14 protein-coding genes are annotated in these 19,667 nt (G+C 67.2%); 3 read left to right on the top strand and 11 right to left on the bottom strand.

All coding sequences use genetic code 11. From position 1 onward, the window contains the following. The 7 genes from RU01_RS00775 to RU01_RS00745 all read right to left on the bottom strand — a co-directional run bounded on the left by RU01_RS00775 (position 1) and on the right by RU01_RS00745 (position 11,399). Positions 1-1,884: a DUF294 nucleotidyltransferase-like domain-containing protein gene (locus RU01_RS00775; protein ID WP_042572589.1), complete on the bottom strand. Its 1,884-nt coding sequence runs from the start codon at positions 1,882-1,884 to the stop codon at positions 1-3. Continuing rightward, on the bottom strand, positions 1,862-3,379 hold the full coding sequence (locus RU01_RS00770; protein ID WP_042572588.1) for a GMC family oxidoreductase: 1,518 nt from the start codon (positions 3,377-3,379) through the stop codon (positions 1,862-1,864). Before RU01_RS00770 ends, RU01_RS00775 begins: the two co-directional genes overlap by 23 nt. Then, positions 3,376-4,935 (bottom strand): APC family permease, encoded by a 1,560-nt coding sequence (locus RU01_RS00765; protein WP_042572587.1) that lies wholly within the window; start codon positions 4,933-4,935, stop codon positions 3,376-3,378. The genes RU01_RS00770 and RU01_RS00765 overlap by 4 nt, the downstream gene beginning before the upstream one ends. 107 nt (positions 4,936-5,042) lie before the next feature. Further along, a complete protein-coding gene (locus tag RU01_RS00760; protein ID WP_197074648.1) occupies positions 5,043-6,536 on the bottom strand; it encodes an aldehyde dehydrogenase family protein in 1,494 nt (497 codons plus the stop codon). A 65-nt stretch (positions 6,537-6,601) separates the two neighbouring features. Then, the gene (locus tag RU01_RS00755; protein WP_042572586.1) at positions 6,602-7,750 is read right to left on the bottom strand and encodes an aromatic ring-hydroxylating oxygenase subunit alpha; all 1,149 of its coding nucleotides are present in this window, start codon (positions 7,748-7,750) and stop codon (positions 6,602-6,604) included. Beyond that, the gene (solA, locus tag RU01_RS00750) at positions 7,747-8,919 is read right to left on the bottom strand and encodes an N-methyl-L-tryptophan oxidase (protein ID WP_042572585.1); all 1,173 of its coding nucleotides are present in this window, start codon (positions 8,917-8,919) and stop codon (positions 7,747-7,749) included. The genes RU01_RS00755 and solA overlap by 4 nt, the downstream gene beginning before the upstream one ends. Next, positions 8,916-11,399 (bottom strand): GcvT family protein, encoded by a 2,484-nt coding sequence (locus tag RU01_RS00745; protein ID WP_042572584.1) that lies wholly within the window; start codon positions 11,397-11,399, stop codon positions 8,916-8,918. The genes solA and RU01_RS00745 overlap by 4 nt, the downstream gene beginning before the upstream one ends. Before the next feature lie 223 nt (positions 11,400-11,622). Here RU01_RS00745 and RU01_RS00740 point away from each other — a divergent pair, with 223 nt between their 5' ends. The 3 genes from RU01_RS00740 (at position 11,623) to RU01_RS00730 (ending at position 14,317) form a co-directional block, all read left to right on the top strand. After that, positions 11,623-11,952 carry a bifunctional 3-phenylpropionate/cinnamic acid dioxygenase ferredoxin subunit gene (locus RU01_RS00740; RefSeq protein WP_042572708.1) on the top strand — a complete coding sequence of 110 codons (330 nt, stop codon included), beginning with the start codon at positions 11,623-11,625 and terminating at the stop codon, positions 11,950-11,952. Beyond that, entirely contained in the window at positions 11,949-13,115 is a 1,167-nt protein-coding gene (locus tag RU01_RS00735) for an NAD(P)/FAD-dependent oxidoreductase (protein ID WP_042572583.1), read from the top strand. The genes RU01_RS00740 and RU01_RS00735 overlap by 4 nt, the downstream gene beginning before the upstream one ends. 116 nt (positions 13,116-13,231) lie before the next feature. Next, entirely contained in the window at positions 13,232-14,317 is a 1,086-nt protein-coding gene (locus RU01_RS00730) for a fused (3R)-hydroxyacyl-ACP dehydratase subunits HadA/HadB (RefSeq protein ID WP_042572582.1), read from the top strand. Between the two features lie 11 nt (positions 14,318-14,328). Here RU01_RS00730 and RU01_RS00725 read toward each other — a convergent pair whose 3' ends face one another. The 4 genes from RU01_RS00725 to RU01_RS00710 form a co-directional block, all read right to left on the bottom strand. Next, the gene (locus RU01_RS00725; protein WP_042572581.1) at positions 14,329-15,639 is read right to left on the bottom strand and encodes a M16 family metallopeptidase; all 1,311 of its coding nucleotides are present in this window, start codon (positions 15,637-15,639) and stop codon (positions 14,329-14,331) included. 49 nt (positions 15,640-15,688) lie between these two features. Further along, complete coding sequence (locus tag RU01_RS00720) at positions 15,689-17,965, bottom strand: polyribonucleotide nucleotidyltransferase (RefSeq protein WP_042572580.1); 2,277 nt, start codon at positions 17,963-17,965, stop codon at positions 15,689-15,691. Positions 17,966-18,289: 324 nt separating this feature from the next. Then, positions 18,290-18,559, bottom strand: coding sequence for a 30S ribosomal protein S15 (rpsO, locus tag RU01_RS00715; RefSeq protein WP_042572579.1), 270 nt, complete (start codon positions 18,557-18,559; stop codon positions 18,290-18,292). 104 nt (positions 18,560-18,663) lie between these two features. Beyond that, positions 18,664-19,632 (bottom strand): bifunctional riboflavin kinase/FAD synthetase, encoded by a 969-nt coding sequence (locus RU01_RS00710; RefSeq protein ID WP_042572578.1) that lies wholly within the window; start codon positions 19,630-19,632, stop codon positions 18,664-18,666. Positions 19,633-19,667 lie beyond the last annotated feature (35 nt).

Genomic DNA, 19,667 nt, shown 5'->3' with positions numbered 1-19,667 from the left:
TCACAGACCGGGCAGTCCGACGGTGGCCGCCACGTGTCCTACGCGCCGCTGCACTGCCGCGATCTCTCGGATCGCGTCCATCACCAGGCTGCGTTCGAGCGGCGTCAGCTCCTGGAGCACCACCACGTCCGTCGGTGTCCGTCCGTCGACGATCAGGGAGACCTGGTGGTCGAGGCGAAGATGCTGGAGGCGGTCGAACACGTCCGTCAGCCCCGACACGTCGCGGTCCGACAGCAGGCCGTTGCCCGCCGCGGCGCGAAGCCGCGCGGGCGTCGACGCGCAGGCGACTCCGACGCTCAACCCTCCCCACCGCGCAAGGTTCACGATCGCCGACACGGCATGCGACTTGAGATCCACCGTGGTGCCCCGCCGAGCGAGCACGTCCTTCAGGGATCGGACCCGTGCGCGGGTTCCCAGCGCGTCGCGCAGTTGGAGGCGGAGCGCGTCCGGGTAGTCGGCCGCCATCGTCGAATAGGCGTCGGGCACCGTGTGCAGCCCGGGGTCGCCCCAGACGACGCGTCCGTCGACCATCAACGACGACATGACGATGCCGCGGTCACCGAGTGGGTCGTCGAGCCACCCCCGCGCCGCGGTGCGCCACTCGCGGGCGGAGCGGGAGAACCGGGGACTGGCCGCGACGGCGTTGTTCGTGTCGGCCGGGAGTCCGCACGCCTCCAGGGTGCGGTGCACGGCACGGGCGACGTCGCGCAGCGCGCCGGCGTCTCTGTTCGATGTATCCGCCCACGACAGTGCGCTGTCGACATCGGACGACGGCATCGCCTCGCGCCGCCCCACACTTCCGAGGGACAGCCATGCGACGTCTCTCCCGGTGATCGGGACGGGTGACCCGGTGATGGCGAGCTCGACCGCACGTCGGACCACCGCGTCGACGACGACGGACAGGATGCCGGTCGCGGCGCTCGCGGTCGTTCCGGTCGTCCACAGGTCCACGATCAACGCGCGGATGCCTGCACTGGCCTCGATCAGGGCCGCCTCGGTCTCCGCCGCATCGAGGTCCCGACGCAACGAGAAGCTTCTCGCGGTCGAGTTGGCCAGGAGATCCGCGCTCTCGAGAACGCCGATCAACGTGCCCCTGGTATCGATCACCAGCATGTGGTGCAGACCGAGTTCCAGCATCTCGAGCAGCACACCCGTCGGGGTTCGATCGGCGTGCACCGAGCGTGCGGGCGAGCTGATCACGAGGTCGATCGACGCGTCCACGGACACCCCGACCGCGACGACCCGGGTCCGCAGGTCCCGGTCGGTGAAGATGCCGAACCGTCCACGCGGCAGCGGGACGACGACACACGAGGACGACTGCTCCGTCATGACGCAGACGGCATCCCGGATCGACGTTCCCGGTTCCACCGTGACGGGAGGTCTGCGGACGAGCGCTCCCACGGTCCCTCCCGCTCCGTCCGGAACGGGCGAGACGATCGACCGACCGCCGAAGGATGCGGCGATGGTGCGGGCGAGGAAGGCGACACCTGCGGGCCGGCCGAAGAACGGACGAGCGGCCGGTCCGGCGACTCTGATCACCGCGGAGTCGCGCGATGCTTTCGCCCAGAACGTGGTCCGCGCACCGACGAGCATCGCCGAGAACCCGAAGAGGCCGCCCGGCTCGATCGTCTCGAGCGGCGCGGCCCCGTCGACGTCGTCCGGATGCAGCAGGTCGACCTCGCCGGACTGCACCACCCAGACCGCGTCGATGTCGTCCACGGAGCTACCCACTACGGTCTCGCCCGCTCGGTAAATGCTCACCGCGGAATCCTCGGCCAGCTGTTCGAGCTCGCTCGCGGTCAGCGCGTCGAACGGCGGGTGGGCGGCGAGGAAGTCCGCCGTACGTCGAATGTCGGCCTGGTCAGCCCCTGACGAGATCGGCACACCGTTCCGCCATCGTCATGACCGTGATGTTGGGGTTCACGGCAGGCAACTTGGGCATTGCCGACGCGTCGACCACGCGCAGGTTGTGGACGCCTCGCACCCGCAGTTCGGGGTCCAGCACAGCCATGGGGTCGGTGGATGCACCCATCTTGGCCGTCCCTGCCGGGTGATAGACGGTGTTGTGCGTCCTGTGGACGTAGTCGAGCAGATCGTCGTCGGTGACGGCGTCCGGGCCCGGTGCGAGCTCGCGGGCGATCCACTCCTTCAACTGCGGCTGTTCGGCGATGCGCCGGGCGAGCTTGAGCCCGGCGAGCATGACGCGGTCGTCGTGGCCCTCGGAGTCGGTGAAATACCGCGGGTCGACCTTCGCACGGTCCCGGAAGTCCCGTGAGCGGAGTCGAACTGTTCCCCGCGAACGGCCTTGTGTCACATTGGGAGTGAGACAGAAGCCGTTGTCGGTGGTCGGGTAGCCCCAGCGCAGAGTGTTCATGTCGAACGGGACGCTGCCGTAATGCATCATCACGTCCGGATACGTCAGGTTCTCCTCGGTGGTGGCGAACACGCCGATCTCCCACCACTGCGACGACGTCGTGACCATCGGCCGCGACGCCTCCCAGAACACCAGTCCCTCGACGTGGTCGTCGAGGTTCGCGCCGACTCCCGGAGAGTCGACGCGGACGGTGATCCCCATTTCGCGGAGATGCACGGACGGGCCGATCCCGGACAGCATCAACAGTTTCGGTGTGTCGATCGCGCCGGCGGTGACGATGACTTCGCGGCGGGCGGAGACCACGTCGTGGCCCGTCAGGTCGGGACGCTGGTACCGCACCCCGGTCGCCGTGAGGGAATCGTCGATGACGATCTCGCTGACCCAGCACCCCGTACGCACCTCGAGATTGGGGCGCTTGTCCATGATGGGGTGCAGGTAGGCGTGCGAGGTCGACATACGCAAGCCGTCGTCGGAGGAATTGATCTGGAACCACCCGGCGCCGTTGAGCACCGTCTCACCGCGGTTGAACTGCACGGTGGGCAGTCCCACATCGGCAGCCGACTCGAGGAGAGCCGCACCGCAGGGATCCAGCGGAGGCACATCGCGCAGGGTCACCGGTCCCGTGACGCGGGAGATATACGGCGTGATGGCCGCCGCGTTCCATCCCGTGGCCCCCATGGCTTCCCAGTCGTCGAGGATGCCGGCCGGCGGATGGAACGCGATGCACGAATTATGAGAGGAGCAGCCGCCCAACACCTTCGCTCGTGCATGACGCATGAAACTGTTGCCGCGCTCCTGAGGCTCGACCGGGTAGTCCCAGTCGTAGCCGGAATCGAGGAGGTGCATCCATCGGTCGAGGACGAGGATGTCGTCGTTGCCGACGTCCGTCGGTCCCGCCTCGACGAGGCACACCGTGACCGACGGGTCCTCGCTCAGCCGAGCCGCCAGTACGCACCCTGCGGTGCCGCCTCCTGCGATCACGTAGTCGAACACGGTGTCCGTCATACTTCGTCACCTTTCGAGGTCGCGGCGTGGGACTTCAACGTACCGATATGGGACCGGCCGACGGTGAAGTACCACAGATACCCGAGGCCCAGGATGACTCCGATGTAGACGAAGGCACCCCACGTGTTGAACCACGGTGTGCCGTAGACGGATTCGCGTGGCCAGGCCAGGTTCAGTGCCATCGCGGCGCCCCAGACCACGGCGAAGATGTTCACCGGCAGTCCCCATCGGCCCATCGTGAAGTAGCCACCCTCCTTCAGATCCTTCGGTGGCCACTCTCCGCGGAGGCGCTTCTTCAGCAGCGGACCGGTGACCATCAGGTAGGCGAGATAGATCATGATGATCGCGATCGAGGTCAACACCGTGAAGATCTTGGGCTGAGCGATGTTGATGACCAGGATCAGGATGGACAGCAGACCGATCACGACCGCGGGAACGACCGGCGTCTGGTACTTGGGGTGCACGGTGGCCAGCCGCTCACCGAACGGCAGGGCATTGTCGCGTGCCATCGCAAACGTCAGGCGGATCGCCGCGGTGTGGACGGCCAGCGAGCACACGGTGACGGCGATGACGATGCAGATCAGGAAGATGTTGCCCAGAGGTCCCCACATCACCTGTTCGACGATGCCCTGCAGGCTGCCCTCCGGAGTTCCCAGAGCGGGATCGTTCAGATCCGGCGCGGCCATGATCGCGAACACCAGGATCGCCCCGCCGATGACGAAGGACGCGAGGATGGCGCGAAGAATCGCCTTCGGCGCGGTGCGGCGAGGCTCGACCGTCTCCTCGCCCAACGAACTGGCCGTATCGAATCCGTACATCACGTATCCCGACGCGAGCGACGCGACGAGGAACGCGCCCAGATACCCGCCGCTCTCCCCCGCGCCGTAACCGTTGGTGGAGAAGAAGACGTCGGGTCCGCGAGTGATGTTGGCAGCCAAAATGATCGCGATCAGGACGGCAGCGATGAGCTCGATGAACACGCCCGTGCTGTTGATCGCCGCCATCAGCCGCACGCCGGCAGCGTTGACCACCGTCGTGAACAGGATCATGATCGCGCCGAGCACGACGGCGTTGGCGGCGTAGTCGTACTGGCCGGTGCCGTCCCCGATGATCTGGAACCCGGGCCACAGCCTGGGCAGGTTGATCTGCAGAGCCAGCACCACCGCGGACAGCGTGACGATCGACGCCGTCAACATCAGCCATCCCGACGTCCACCCGACGATGCGACTGCCGAGCAGTTTCGCCCAGTTGTAGACCGACCCGGCCACCGGGTACTTCGCGGCGAGCTCCATGAAGCACAGCGCCACGGCCATCTGGCCGACGAACACGATGGGCCACGACCACAGATAGGCGGGTCCGGCCGTGCCGAACCCGAAGTAGAACAGCTGGAACGTGCCGGTCAGGATCGAGATGTAGCTGACGCCCGCGGCGAAGCTGGCGAACTTGCCCAGACTCCTGTCGAGCGATTCCTTGTACCCGAAGTCGTCGAGACCGCCGTCGCCCGGCGACGCGCCACCGGGTACGGGGGATCCGGACGGTGTAGTCGATGACACCATGTCGCCTCGCTCGTGTGAGAAGTGAATGTCGAATTCCGGCCGGCCTCCGGCCTACCCGCCGGTCCGATTCCGGCCGGCCTTCGGCCTACCCGCCGGTCGATCCCGGCCTACCCGCCGGCGCCGAACCAGTCCGCTCGCGGCGACGCGGTGTTGTTCCAGATGTGCTTGGTCTCCTGGTACTCGTGCAACCCCGCGGGTCCCAACTCGCGGCCGTTACCCGACTTCTTGTAACCACCCCACTCGGCGGCGGCGGTGTAGTACCCGAAGTCGTTGAGCCACACGGTTCCGTGGCGCAGCCCGCGCACCATGCGCTCGCCGCGCTCGGGATCGTTGGTGCGAACGCCCGCCGCGAGTCCGTACGCGGTGTCGTTCCCCAGCCGGAGCGCCTCGGCCTCGGTGTCGAAGCGCTCGACCGTCAGTATGGGCCCGAACGTCTCGAGCTGCACGATATCCATCTCGCGTGTGCAATGGTCGAACACGGTGGGGAGGAAGTAACTTCCGTCCGCGAGCGCAGGATCGGACGGGGCTCGTCCACCCGTCCGCAGCTGAGCACCCTCGGCGAGGGCGGTCTCGACGAACTTCTCCATCTTCTCGCGCTGCGTGGTCGAGACCAGAGGTCCCGTCTCGCTGGTGGGATCGATGCCCGGGCCCATCCTGATGGCCTCGGCCCGTCGCACGATCTCGTCGACGAATCGATCCGCCACCGAGCTCTCGACGATCAACCTCGTTCCCGCCGAACACACCTGACCGGAATGCAGGAACACTCCGGTGAGCACCTGGTCGACGGACGCGTCGAAGCTCGCCTCGTCGGCTGCGTCCGCGAACACGATGTGGGGGTTCTTGCCGCCGAGTTCCACGGCAACCTTGGTGACGTGGGGTGCGGCACTCGCCAGGATGGCGCTGCCGGTGGCGAGTCCGCCTGTGAAGGAGACGAAGTCGACGTCGGGGTTGTCGGTCAGCGCCGAGCCGATGGTGGCGCCGCTCCCCTGCACCAGATTGACGACGCCTGCCGGCACGCCCGCCTCCTCGAGCAGATGCGCGAAGGCGATGGTGCTGAGCGGGGTGACCTCACTGGGCTTGAGCACCATCGTGCAGCCCGCGGCGAGAGCGGGAGCGATCTTCCAGGAGATCTGCAACAGGGGGTAGTTCCACGGCGCGATCATCACGCAGACGCCGATGGGCTCGTGCACGACGCGGGAGATCACGGCGGGATTGCCGACATCGACGAGTCGATCGCTCGACACGGCGGCCAGCTGGGCGTAGTACCGGAAGACCGACGTGACGTCGTCGATGTCTATCCGGCTCTCCGCGAGGGTCTTTCCGGTGTCGAGGGTTTCGATGAGCGAGAGTCGCTCCTTGTCCCGCTGCAGAAGATCGGCGACCCGTTCGAGCAGCGCGCAGCGATCGGCCATCGGCGTCGCCGGCCAGTCGCCGGCGTCGAACGCGGACCGAGCAGCCGCGACCGCAGCGCGCGCGTCGTCCGGCGATGCCTCGTCGACGGCGACCAGAACGGCGCCGGTGGCGGGGTCGACGAGATCACGTGTCTCACCCGACGTGGCGGAGACCCACTCACCCCCGATGAGGAGTACGCGGTCGAACAGTGTGGCATCGAAGTCGGTGTCGTGCTCGTTCTCCAGGTTCACTGCCCCACCCTCTCACCGATCGGTCACCCCTGCAGTCGTGCGACGAGCCAGTCGTGGAAGAGGCCGATGTGATGCTCGGCAGGAACCAGCACGCCCCCGTCACGGTAGGCCCGTGAGCTCATCGCCGGTTGAGTTCGCTCACATGCGTCGAAATCCTGCAGATTGACGCGATGGAACAGCTCGACAGAGCGGCTCACGTCCGTGCCCGACGCGACGACGTCCCCGGTGTAGAGCCAATCGCACTCCACGATCGTCCGGTCCGCCGAGACCGGGAACATCCGGTGCAGGATGACGTGATCGGGCACGAGGTTGACGAAGACCGTGGGCTTGACCGTGATGGCGTAGTACCGACGGTCCTGGTCCTCGGTCAGCGTCGGCAACGCGTCGAATCCTGCGGACCCGTCGACCGTGAACCCCTCCACGTCGGCGCCGAACTCGGCGCCGTGTCCGACGAAGTACTGGGCGGCGAGCCCGTCCGCGAACTCGGGCAGGACCTCCGTCAGTTCGGGGTGGATGGTGGCGCAGTGATAGCACTCCATGAAATTCTCGACGATGAGCTTCCAGTTGGCCGCCACGTCGTAAGTCTCGCGTCGTCCCAGTTCCAGCGACGCGATGTCGTATCGGTCGATCGCCTCCGCCTCGCCCAGCCGCTCGGTAACCGCACCGATGACGTCCTCCTCGAAGGACGGCGGATCGTCGGAGACGCACAACCACGCGTATCCCGCCCATTCACGCAGGGCGACGGGTGTCAGGCCCCATTCCGTGCGGTTCAACGGAGCACCCTGTGCGTCGGACAGCGACGACAGGTTCGGTGCGGCAACGAGTTTGCCGTCGAGCCCATAGGTCCACGCGTGGTACGGGCACCGCAGGTTCCTGGTCACCGTTCCCGACTCCTCGGTGCAGATCTGCGCGCCGCGGTGCCGGCACACGTTCAGGAACGCGCGCAGCTGCCCGTCCCGCCCGCGGACCACGAGGACGCTCTCCCGTCCGACGTCGACGCGTCGGAAAGCGCCGGGAGTGGGAAGGTCGGCACTGCGCACGGCGCAGAACCACATCGCCTCGAAGACGTGCTCCTGCTCCGCCGCGAAGATGTCCGCGCTCGTGTACCAGGAACCGGGCAGGGTCCGGATCAGCGATCCTGTTCCGGCAGTTCCGGTGTCGAGCGTCGTCATGTGGTCACCATTCTCTGAGTGTCCAGGCCCGAAGAGTCGAGGCGCCGAGGGTCGAAGAGTGCGATGGGATGATCGGTGGAACCGGTCGTCGCGAGGTCCGCCAGGATCTCCCCGACCACGGGTACGAACTTGAACCCGTGGCCCGAAAAACCGCACGCCACGGTCACATTCGTGGCTTCGGGATGACGCGCGATCACGAAGTGTTCGTCCGGAGTGTTGGAGTACATGCATGTGGCCGAGTGGATATGGGGCCCGTCGAGACCGGGGACCGTCTGCAGGACCCGCGCCTGCATGTCCTCGATCTCGTGCGGATACACGGTCCGGTCGATGGTGTCCGGAGTGCATTCGATTCCCTTGCGGAAGAACGCCACCTTCACACCGCCGTCGGGACCGTCGATGGCGGGGAACCCGTAGTCCTGCATGCCGTCGGTCGCCTCGTGGATGAAGATCGGATTCTTCTCGTACGCGGCGGTTCCCGCGGAGGGACCGAACCAGTGCAGGAGCTGCCGTTCCACGACGATGGGGACGGAGAACTGCTCGAGCAGGCCGGGCGCCCAGGCGCCGGGGCAGATGACGACCTGCCCCGCGGTGTAGGTCCCCTTGTCGGTGACGACGGTGACGCCTCCCCCGGACTCCTCCCAGGACAGCACCGTCTCCCCGAACCGCAGCGTGGCCCCACGGTTCTCCGCCAGATCGAGGTGAGCCTGCACGGTCAGCTCGGGCCGGGCGAATCCCGCGGCGGCCTCGTACAGCGCCACCTCGTCGGAGTTCGGATCGAAGGTGGGGAATGCATCGCGCACCTGCTGGGCGTCGAGAATTTCGTGCGGCAGCGACCACTGGCGTGAGGCGAGCAGCGACCCGGCGAACGTGACGGACGTTTCCCGCCCGATGAACAGTCCCCCGGTCACCCGGTAGACCTCACGGGCCGACTCCTGCTTCAACTGCTCCCACAACTCGTAGGACCGCAGCAGCAACGGGACGTAGGCCGGGTTCTCGAAGTACGACTGGCGGATGATGCGCGACCCACCGTGGCTCGAGCCCTTGTCGTGCGCGGGTGTGAACTTCTCGAGGCCCAGGACGCGTTGCCCACGGTCGGCGAGGTGGAAGGCGGCGGCGCTGCCCATGCCGCCGAGGCCGATGACGATGACGTCGTAACTCACGGTGCTCATCTCCTGATCAGGTGGCCGGCGGGGTCGACGACGGCGTCCTCGGCGACCACCGCGTCGTACTGTCTGTCGAAATAGGACACCGTCACCGCGGCGCCCGGCTCGGCGCCGATCGGCAGCCACGCGTAGGCGATGCACCGACCGATGGTCGCCGACCATCCCGCGCTGGTCACGTATCCCACCACCGAGTCGCCGATCGAGACCGGTTCCTTGCCCAGGACCACGGAGTCGGCGTCGTCGAACACCAGGGTGCGGAGTCGCTGCGTGGCCTCGCGCGTCGCGAGCGCCGCCTTGCCTACGAAGTCCTTCGACGACTTCACGGCGAACTCCACGCCCGCCTCGATCGGAGTGTGCTCCGAGGTCATGTCGTGGCCCCAGGCCCGGTAGCCCTTCTCGAGCCGTAGGCTGTCGAATGCCAGACGGCCGGCCGCGATCACGCCGTGCGGTGTCCCGCAGTCCCACAACAGGTCCCACAGCGCGCCGCCGTACTCGGCGTCGGTGTAGATCTCCCACCCCAACTCGCCGACGTACGACACGCGGAGCATCGTCACCGGGACGGCGCCCAGGTACGTCTGCACCGCGCGGAAGTACCCGAATGCCGTGTGCGAGAGATCGGCGTCGGCAACGGGTGCCACCACGTCGCGCGCCCGCGGTCCCCAGACGCCGATGCAACACGTCGCTCCGGTGACGTCGCGGACGGTGACGGCGCCGTCCGTCTCCCGTGCCCGACGCGTCAACCAGTCCAGATCGAGAGGTCCGTTCGCGCCGACCCGGTAGTGGTCGGGAGCCAGCCGGGCCACGGTCAGATCGCTGCGCACGCCGCCGTTGTCGTCGAGCACCAGCGTGTACGTCACCCGGCCGACGGTCGTGTCGACGTTGTTCGTGGTCACGTCCTGCAGGAACTGCGCGGCTCCGGGGCCCTCGACGTCGTAGCGGGTCAGCGGTGTCATGTCGAACATCGCGACCCTGGATCTGGTGACGACGGCTTCGGCGACCGCGATGTCCGAGAAGTGACGCGCCGACCACTCGTCACGGGCAGGGATGTGCATGCCCCGAGCCACGAGGTCGTCGAGTTCGGATCTGTTGCTCTCGTACCAGGCGGGCCGCTCCCAGGCCCCGCCCTGCACGAACTCGGCTCCCAGGGCCACCTCTGCCGCGTGGAACGGGCTGCGGCGCAGACCGCGCAGAGCCGATCGCTGCTGACGGGGATGGATCACGTCGTACACCTCGACGAAGGCCTGCGCGCTGGTCGTGGCGATGAACGCGGGACTGCGCTCGGCGGCTTCGAAGCGGTACAGGTCGGACTCGTGCAGGTCGACCTCGGAGCTGCCGTCGATCATGGTCTGCGCCACCGCTCGTGCGATGCCGGCCGAATGCGTGACCCACACGGCCTCGGCGACCCAGAACCCGGCCAGGTCCCGGTGTTCGCCGACGATGGACTGCCCGTCGGGTGTGAAGGAGAAGATGCCGTTGAAGCCCGACTCCACCTTCGAGTCCCCCAGGGCGGGCAGCAGGCCGGTCGATTCCAGCCACGCGGGCGCGAAGTCGTCCTCGGTGAACGGGAGCATCGACGGCATGGGTGGCGGCAGGACGGACGAGGAATCGCCGTCGTCGGCCCAGGAGAGGGTGCTCATGTCCGCCGGCATCGGGTCGTGTCCGTAGTACCCGATGCCGATGCGGTCACCGTGCTCGCGGTAGTAGAGGTCGCCGTCCTGGTGCCGAAGGATCGGCAGGCTCGCATCGGAGTCGCCGTGGTTGCGTCCCACCAGCGCGTCGATCCGGCCCGTGTACGCGTACTGGTGCGCCATGGGGACCAGGGGAACGGTCAGTCCGACCGTGCGGCCCAGTTCGGCTCCCCAGAAGCCGGCAGCGGACACGACGATGTCGGCGGCGATGTCGCCGTGGGGTGTTCGCACTCCCGTGACGCGCCCGCCGGCGGTGAGGATCTCGGTGACCGGGCTGTGTCCTCGGAACACCGCGCCACGCGCGGTGGCCGCCGCGGCCTGGGCGGCGGCTGCCCTGACTGCGCGTGCCAGTCCGTCGGTGGGAGTGTGGAAGGCACCGAGTACACGGTCACGGTCGAGAAGTGGGTGCAACTCCGCTGCGGTCGCCGAGTCGACGAGGTGTCCGTCGATGCCCCACGATCGAGCCCAGCCCGCTTTGCGCTGCAGGTCCGCCCAGCGCGCCGGCGTGGTGGCCACCTCGAGTCCGCCGAGCGTGTCGAAGCACGGTTCGCCCTCGTGCGTGAGTCGTCGGAACTTGTCGGCGGTGTAGGAGGCGAAGTGCGCCATCGAGCGGGACGGATTGGTCTGGAAGACCAGCCCGGGTGCGTGCGAGGTCGAGCCGCCCGTGGAGAACAGCGGACCCTGGTCGAGGACCGTGACGTTGCACCATCCGCGCATCGTCAGTTCGTCCGCCAGCGAGGTCCCGACGATTCCCGCGCCGATCACGACGACGTGGGGTGTGACGGTGCGTGGTGCCACGAGTGTCCTCCGAGTGCTGATCCTTGTAGTTGCGATGGACGCAACGCATGCTGGATTACGCAACAGACGATCGGCCTTCGCGACTCCTCTGTCAACCCGGCACGCTGTGGTCCGACACACCGACTCAGCGATTGACGTGTGGACTCTCCTGGTGCAAGGTGTTGCGCAGTTCGATGATTGTTGCGCCGACCGCAACTCGTCGATCGACATCAGGGAGGCCTTCATGCCGGACACCGTTCATCGCGTCGCCGTCTGTTCCACGTCGGCGCTCCCGCCGGGCGAGGTGGTCACCGTGACACCGCCGGGCCACACCCCCATCTCGGTCTTCCACACGGACGACGGCATCTTCGCCATCGACGACACCTGCACCCATCAGGACGCGTCGCTCGCCGACGGCTGGGTCGAGAACTGCGCCGTCGAGTGCCCTCTGCACGAAGCATGCTTCGACCTGCGCACCGGCGTTCCGTCCGGCGCGCCCGCGAAGACGCCGGTGCGGACCTACGCGGTGCACGTGGACGACGGCTCGATCGTGCTCGACCTTCCCTCCTCGTGACGGCAACCCGGTCCGTCCTCGTCGTCGGCGCGTCCCTCGCCGGAGCCACCGTGGCGACGGAGTTACGCGAGCGGGGCTTCTCCGGCAGCATCACCGTGGTCGGCGACGAACCTCATCGGCCCTACGATCGGCCTCCGCTGTCCAAGGCCTTCCTGAAGGATTCGACCGCCGACCCGTGGTTGACGCCCGACGCCGACACGTCCGACATCGAGTGGATTCTCGGCACCGCGGCGGTGGACATCAGCGGACGCACGGTGACGTTGTCCGACGGTCGCGAACTGTCGGCCGATGTCGCGGTGATCGCGACGGGCGCGAGAGCGCGGACACTGCTCGGCGCGGCCGAACTCCGCGGTGTCCACACGTTGCGAACCCTCGACGACGCGACGGCCCTGCGTGAGTCGATGGCCACGGCGCGGACGATGGTGGTGATCGGTGCCGGCTTCATCGGAGCCGAGGTGGCATCCACCGCAGCATCCCTCGGGATCACGGTCACGATCGTGGAAGCATCGACCCAGCCACTGTCCGGTCCCCTGGGACTGAACATGGCGGCGATCTGCGTCGACCTCCACCGTGCGAACGGCGTGACCGTGCTACTGGGTGCCGCCGTGGATTCCCTGCAGGGGCGCGGCGGCGCCGTGTCGTCCGTCCTCCTGGGCGACGGCACCGAACTGCAGGCCGACGTCGTCGTGATCGGAATCGGCGCTGTTCCCAACACCGAGTGGGCGGCGGCGTCCGGTCTGGCGATCGACGGCGGGTTCGTCACCGATGCGCAGTGCCGCACCACCGTGCCCGGCGTCTACGCGATCGGTGACTGTGCCCGCACGTTCGACGACGTGCTCCAGGATCACCACCGCAGCGAGCACTGGTCGCACGCCGTCGCCCAGGCCCGTCATGTCGCCGGATCCATCGTCGGCGAACCACCGCCGGAGGGAGCGACCCTCCCGTACTTCTGGTCGGATCAGTACGGTGCGCGCATCCAGTTCGCGGGACGTCGTCAGGCCACCGACGACGTGCGGGTGGTCGAGGGCAGCCCCGACGACGGCTCGTTCGTCGCGGTATACGAGCGAGCCGACCGTGTCGTCGCGGTCCTGGCGATGAACAATGCGCGATCGTTCACTCGCCGACGGAAGGCGTTGGCGGCCTCGATGACGACCGACGCATAGCAATCCGTTTCCCGGTTTCGGTGGTCGTTACCAAACCTGGAGTCGTTTCACTGTGACTCACCCGAAGTCGACGGTCGTTCCGTCATCGGACGCCACAGCAGCGATAGGTTGCGATCATGACTGCTGAGACTCTCGCATCCGACGCCGTCGCCACCGACGCGGCGTTCGACCCGTCCCAGCACGCCCTCGACATGGTGGGTTACCACTACCGCATGGACGACTACTACGAGGTCGGCCGCGAGAAGGTCCGCGAGTACGCCAAGGCCGTCCGCGACTTCCATCCGGTGCACTGGACCGAGGAGGGCGCTCGGGAGCAGGGATACGACGCGCTGATGGCTCCCCCGACGTTCTTCTCGTTGGTCGGAATCATCGCGCAGCAGAAGCTGCTCGAGCGCATCGCGACCGGGTACGACCTGAGCCGCATGCTGCAGACCGACCAGCACGCCGAGTACTACGCACCGGTCCTGGCCGGTGACCGTCTGGTGTGCGACGTGTCCCTCGACTCGTTCCGCAAGGTCGTGGGGCGCGACATGATGGTCACCAAGACCGTCATCACCAACCAGCGCAACGAACTCGCGCAGATTACGTACACGACTCTGCTCATCGGGCGCGCCGACGACGGCGACAACTCGATCGCCGACGTCGCCCGCGGCATGGTCATGAACGGCATGTTCACCTTTCCGGCGGCCTCGAGCGATCCGGAGGGGGTCAACCCCAGTGGCGACGACCTCGAGACCGTGTTCGACCCGCCCGTTCTGGTCCCGAATCGCGGCCACGCACGACAGCGTTTCGAGAACGTGTCCGTCGGAGACGCGCTTCCGACCCGGACGATCGACCTGTCCCGAGGCGACCTGATCAACTACGCAGGTGTGGTCGGCGACAACAACCCCGTCCACTGGAGCGACCACTTCGCGTCTCTCCTGGATCTCGACACCGTCGTCGCCCACGGCATGCTCACGATGGGTCTGGGTACCGGATTCGTCTCCGCGTGGCTGGGAGACCCCGGCGCACTCAAGGAGTGCACGGTCCGCTTCACCAGCCCCGTGATGGTGCCGCCGATCGAGCACGCCACCATCGTCGTGAACGGCGTCGTCAAGTCCATGGACGCCGACGCCCGCACCGCCGAGGTGTCGATCGACGCTCGCTACAACGGCAAGCGCATCCTCGGCCACAAGGCCAAGGCGATCGTCTACCTCGCCTGAGTGCGGGCGGGTCAGCCCGCGACGGCTCCCCGCACGGACGCGGGAAGCGACGACACCTTCTTGAACGGCCCGACCACCGACGCGGCCATGGGGCGCGCCAGCAACACTCGTGCCACCTCACGGACCTCGTCGTTGGTCACCTGGTCGATCCGTGCCAGCGTCTCCTCGACGGAACGATGGTCACCGTAGTTCAATTCGCTGCGACCGATGCGCGTCATCCGCGATCCTGAATCTTCCAGTCCCAGTACGAGTCCACCGCGCATCGAGCCCTTCGCCCGCGCGCATTCGGCGTCGGTGATCCCGTCCGCCGCGACGGAGGCGAGGACGTCGCGGATCACAGCGGCGACCTCTCCGAGGTTCTCCGGCTGACAACCCGCGTACACCGAGAACGCCCCGGTGTCGGAGAACGTGTCGACCGATGAGTACACGGAGTAGGCGAGTCCGCGCTCCTCCCGGATCTCCTGGAACAGCCGTGAACTCAGTCCACCGCCGATGGCCGTGTTGAGCACCGACAACGCCCACCGATGACCCTCGTGGCGTCCGAACGCGCGCACCCCCAGGCACAGATGCGCCTGCTCGCTGTCGCGTGTGGTCAGACTCAGCGCGGGTCTGGTCGTGATGCGCCCGGTTCCCCCGCGGCGCGGTGCCGGCTCGGCGTCTCCCGCAATCCGGTCGGCGAAGCTGCGTCGAACGCCCGCGACCACGTCGTCGTGATCGATGTTGCCCGCTACTGCCACGACCATGCGCGGCGGCGTGTATCGCCGAGTGTGGAAGGAGTGCAACTGGTTCCGCGTCATCGCTTCGATGGACTCCACCGAGCCGATGACCGGACGACCGATCGGATGGTCACCGAAGAGCGCCGTCAGGAACGCATCGCCGAGAAGATCCTCGGGATCGTCGTCGCGCATCGAGATCTCCTCGAGCACCACCTGACGTTCGACGTCGACGTCCTCGGTCCTGCACCGTCCGCGCAGCACGACGTCGGCCACCAGATCGAGACCCAGATGGAGGTCCTCGTCGAGGACATGGGCGTAGAAGCAGGTGTGCTCCTTCGAGGTGAAGGCGTTGAGTTCACCGCCGACACCGTCCATCACCTGGGCGATGTCGAGGGCCGTGCGAGTGGGAGTCGCCTTGAACAGGAGATGCTCGAGGAAGTGGGCGGCACCGGCGACGGACCGACCCTCGTCGCGCGATCCGACGGCGACCCACACTCCGACGGAGGCCGACCGCACCCCCGGTACGAACTCGGTGACCACACGGACGCCGCCCGGAAGAACCGTGCGGCGAACGCCTGACGTGCTCGGAACGCGCGAGCGGCGCAGCCGAGAGCCCGTGAGCTCGGTCGACTGCGCCGCGGCGTTCGAATACTTCTTACTCAGCGCTGACCTCTGCCGATGTGTCGGCCTGGTCGTCGGCCGGCGCAGCGGCTGCTGCGTCGTCCTCGACCGGGACGAGGCTGATCTTGCCGCGGTTGTCGATGTCGGCGATCTCCACGCGGAGCTTCGATCCGACGCTGACGACGTCCTCGACCTTGTTGATGCGCTTGCCGCTGCCCAGCTTGGAGATGTGGACCAGGCCGTCGCGACCGGGGAGCAGCGAGACGAACGCGCCGAATGCCGTGGTCTTGACGACGGTTCCGAGGAACCGCTCGCCGACCTTGGGCAGCTGCGGGTTCGCGATGGCGTTGATCATGTCGATCGCGGCCTGTGCGGACGGGCCGTCCGCAGCACCGACGTAGACGGTGCCGTCATCTTCGATCGAGATGTTGGCGCCGGTCTGCTCGGTGATCGAGTTGATCATCTTGCCCTTGGGCCCGATGACCTCGCCGATCTTGTCGACGGGCACCTTGATCGCGGTGACGCGAGGTGCGTAGGGGCTCATCTCGTCCGGCTCGTCGATGGCCTCGGCCATGACGTCCAGGATCGTGACACGAGCGTCCTTGGCCTGCGACAATGCGCCGGCGAGCACCTGGGAGGGGATGCCGTCGAGCTTGGTGTCGAGCTGCAGGGCGGTGACGAACTCACGGGTTCCGGCGACCTTGAAGTCCATGTCGCCGAACGCGTCCTCAGCACCGAGGATGTCGGTGAGGGCGACGTACCGGGTCTCACCGTCGACCTGGTCGGAGACCAGACCCATGGCGATGCCAGCGACGGGGGCCTTCAGCGGCACACCGGCGTTGAGCAGTCCGAGGGTGGATGCACAGACCGAACCCATGGACGTCGAGCCGTTGGAGCTAAGCGCCTCAGAGACCTGACGGATGGCGTACGGGAACTCTTCCTGGCTGGGGAGCACGGGGAGCAGGGCGCGCTCCGCGAGGGCTCCGTGGCCGATCTCGCGACGCTTCGGCGACCCGACGCGACCGGTCTCACCGGTGGAGTACGGCGGGAAGTTGTAGTGATGCATGTAACGCTTGCTGGTCTCGGGTCCGAGCGAGTCGATCTGCTGGGCCATCTTGACCATGTCGAGGGTGGTGACGCCCAGGATCTGGGTCTCTCCACGCTCGAACAACGCGCTGCCGTGCGCGCGAGGAATGACGGCGACCTCGGCGGAGAGCTCACGGATGTCCGTGATGCCGCGGCCGTCGATACGGAACTGGTCGCGCAGGATGCGCTGACGCACGAGCTTCTTGGTCAGTGCGCGGAATGCCGCACCGATCTCCTTCTCACGGCCGGCGAACGAATCGCCGACAGTGGTCAGGACCTGGTCCTTGACCTCGTCGAGCTTGCTCTCGCGCTCGGTCTTGCCGGCGATGGTGAGTGCCTCGTTGAGCGGGATCTGCGCAGCACCCTCGACAGCGTCGAACACGTCGGACTGGTACGCGGGGAACAGCGGGAAGTCACCGGTCGGCTTCGCAGCGGAGGCGGCGAGCGCCTTCTGTGCCTCGCAGAGCGACGCGATGAACGGCTTCGCAGCTTCGAGACCCTCGGCGACGATCGCCTCGGTCGGAGCCTGGGCGCCGCCCTCGATGAGCGAGATGACCTTCTCGGTGGCTTCCGCTTCGACCATCATGATCGCGACGTCGGCGTCGGCTCCCGAACCGGAGACGACACGGCCGGCGACGACCATGTTGAACACGGCCAGCTCGAGCTGCTCGTTGGTGGGGAATGCGACCCACTGCTTGTCGATCAGTGCCACGCGGACACCGCCGATGGGACCGGAGAACGGCAGTCCGGCGAGCTGGGTGGACGCGGACGCGGCGTTGATGGCCACGACGTCGTACAGATCCTTGGGATCGAGGCTCATCACCGTGATGACGACCTGGATCTCGTTGCGCAGGCCGTCGACGAACGTCGGACGCAGCGGCCGGTCGATCAGGCGGCAGGTGAGGATGGCGTCGGTGCTGGGACGGCCTTCACGACGGAAGAACGATCCGGGGATGCGACCGGCGGCGTACATCCGCTCCTCGACGTCCACCGTGAGGGGGAAGAAGTCGAAGTGGTCCTTGGGGTGCTTCGAGGCGCTGGTGGCCGAGAGAAGCATCGTCTCGTCGTCGAGGTAGGCGACGACGGCTCCGGCCGACTGCTTGGCCACCCGGCCGGTCTCGAAACGGATGGTGCGCGTTCCGTACGACCCGTTGTCGATGACGGCGGTGGTTTCGAACACGCCCTCGTCGACCTCGGTGGCTGCTGCTGTGGTGTTGTCAGACATGTAAGTGTTTTCGTCCTCTCGTCTTCGCCGTGCCCACCCGGGCGCGCAGCGAACCCGGTGGCTCGCGTGCGGCGTCCCCGACTTCCCGTGCGAGCGGAGGCGGCCCACGATCGAAGTCCCGCGGCGCACGCATTTCCCTGCGCCGTAGGACCACTACCGAAGACCGACACCGCGACGTGTCGGAGACGAACGGCTGTCGTGCTGTCTAGCTGGTGTACTCGATCACGAGTACAGGTGAAAGCGTACCGGGCCACGCCGAACGGCCGACGAGGAACAGCTCGAAGCTGCCTCGCCGGCACGTCCGGGTGAACTCGATGGTGGGAATTATCGACGCAGTCCCAAACGCTCGATGAGCGAGCGGTAACGCGCGACGTCGATCTTCTGCACGTACTTGAGCAGACGACGACGACGTCCCACGAGCAGCAGGAGGCCGCGGCGGGAGTGGTGATCGTGCTTGTGCACCTTGAGGTGCTCGGTGAGATCCTGGATGCGCTTGGTGAGCATGGCCACCTGCGCCTCGGGCGAACCCGTGTCGGTCTCGTGCACGCCGTACTCGCCGAGGATCTGCTTCTTCTGTTCGGTGGTCAGTGCCACAGTGATGCTCCTGATGCGTTGCCGTCCGCGCGTGAATGGTGCCGAACCCTCACGGGTGCGGTGTTGCAGCCGCCGCGGACCGCAGCGAACAACAGTAGATGAGTCTAACAGTCCGGAGCGGTGAGGATTTCCCTGGCGCGATCGACGTCGCGGCCCATCTGTTCGATCAGCTCGTCGACCGAGGCGAACGCTTCCATGCCGCGCAGCCTCTCGACGAAGTCGACGGCCACGTGCTGTCCGTACAGATCGGCGTCGCCGTCGAGCACGAACGCCTCGACCGTGCGAGTACGCCCGGAGAACGTGGGGTTGGTGCCGACCGATACCGCTGCCTGGCAGCGTCTTCCGGGCGAGACGGTGCCCATCACGGGGCCGGGGCCCAGAACGGTGAACCACGACGCGTAGACGCCGTCCGCCGGGATCGCTGCGTGCATGGGGGGTTTGACGTTGGCAGTTGGGTATCCGATGGTCCGGCCGCGGCCGTCGCCGTGCACCACCACGCCCTCGACGCGGTGCGGCCGACCGAGTGCGTCGGCCGCGGCCGCGACGTCACCTGCGTCGACGCACGAGCGAATGTAGGTGGAGGAGAACGTGACCGCGTGTTCCGCGAGGAGCGTGACTCCGTCGACGGCGAAGCCGAAACGCTGACCGGCTGCCCTCAGCAGCGGGACGTTGCCGGCGGCCTTCTTGCCAAACGTGAAGTTCTCGCCCACGACCACTTCGGCCGCGTGCAGGCGTTCGACGAGGATGTCGTAGATGTACCGATCGGGAGTGAGCTTCATGAACTCCGGCGTGAACGGCATGACGCAGAAGACGTCGATACCCAGTTCCTCGGCCAGTTCGGCGCGTCGGGTGAGCGTGGTCAGCTGCGCCGGATGGCTACCGGGGCGCACGACCTCCATCGGGTGCGGGTCGAACGTCATGAGCACGCTGGGCACCCCGCGCGCCGCCGCCGACTTCACGGCTCGATCGATCAATTGCGCATGTCCGCGGTGCACTCCGTCGAACACGCCGATCGTCAGGACGCACCTGCCCCAGTCGGCAGGAACGTCGTCGAGACCTCGCCATCTCTCCACGCAGCCGAGCCTACGGGCCACGCATCGACCGGTCA

Source organism: Rhodococcus sp. MEB064 (assembly GCF_000834565.1).
Lineage (GTDB): Bacteria > Actinomycetota > Actinomycetes > Mycobacteriales > Mycobacteriaceae > Rhodococcoides.
The sequence above is the reverse complement of the archived record's forward strand: the minus strand, read 5'-3'. Positions and strand labels throughout refer to the sequence as shown.

Coding starts and splice junctions, on each gene's coding strand:
- RU01_RS00770 (WP_042572588.1), bottom strand. CDS start 3,379: ATGACGGACACCGTGTTCGACTACGTGATCGCAGGAGGCGGCACCGCA.
- RU01_RS00720 (WP_042572580.1), bottom strand. CDS start 17,965: ATGTCTGACAACACCACAGCAGCAGCCACCGAGGTCGACGAGGGCGTG.
- RU01_RS00755 (WP_042572586.1), bottom strand. CDS start 7,750: ATGACGACGCTCGACACCGGAACTGCCGGAACAGGATCGCTGATCCGG.
- RU01_RS00740 (WP_042572708.1), top strand. CDS start 11,623: ATGCCGGACACCGTTCATCGCGTCGCCGTCTGTTCCACGTCGGCGCTC.
- RU01_RS00730 (WP_042572582.1), top strand. CDS start 13,232: ATGACTGCTGAGACTCTCGCATCCGACGCCGTCGCCACCGACGCGGCG.
- RU01_RS00765 (WP_042572587.1), bottom strand. CDS start 4,935: ATGGTGTCATCGACTACACCGTCCGGATCCCCCGTACCCGGTGGCGCG.
- solA (WP_042572585.1), bottom strand. CDS start 8,919: ATGAGCACCGTGAGTTACGACGTCATCGTCATCGGCCTCGGCGGCATG.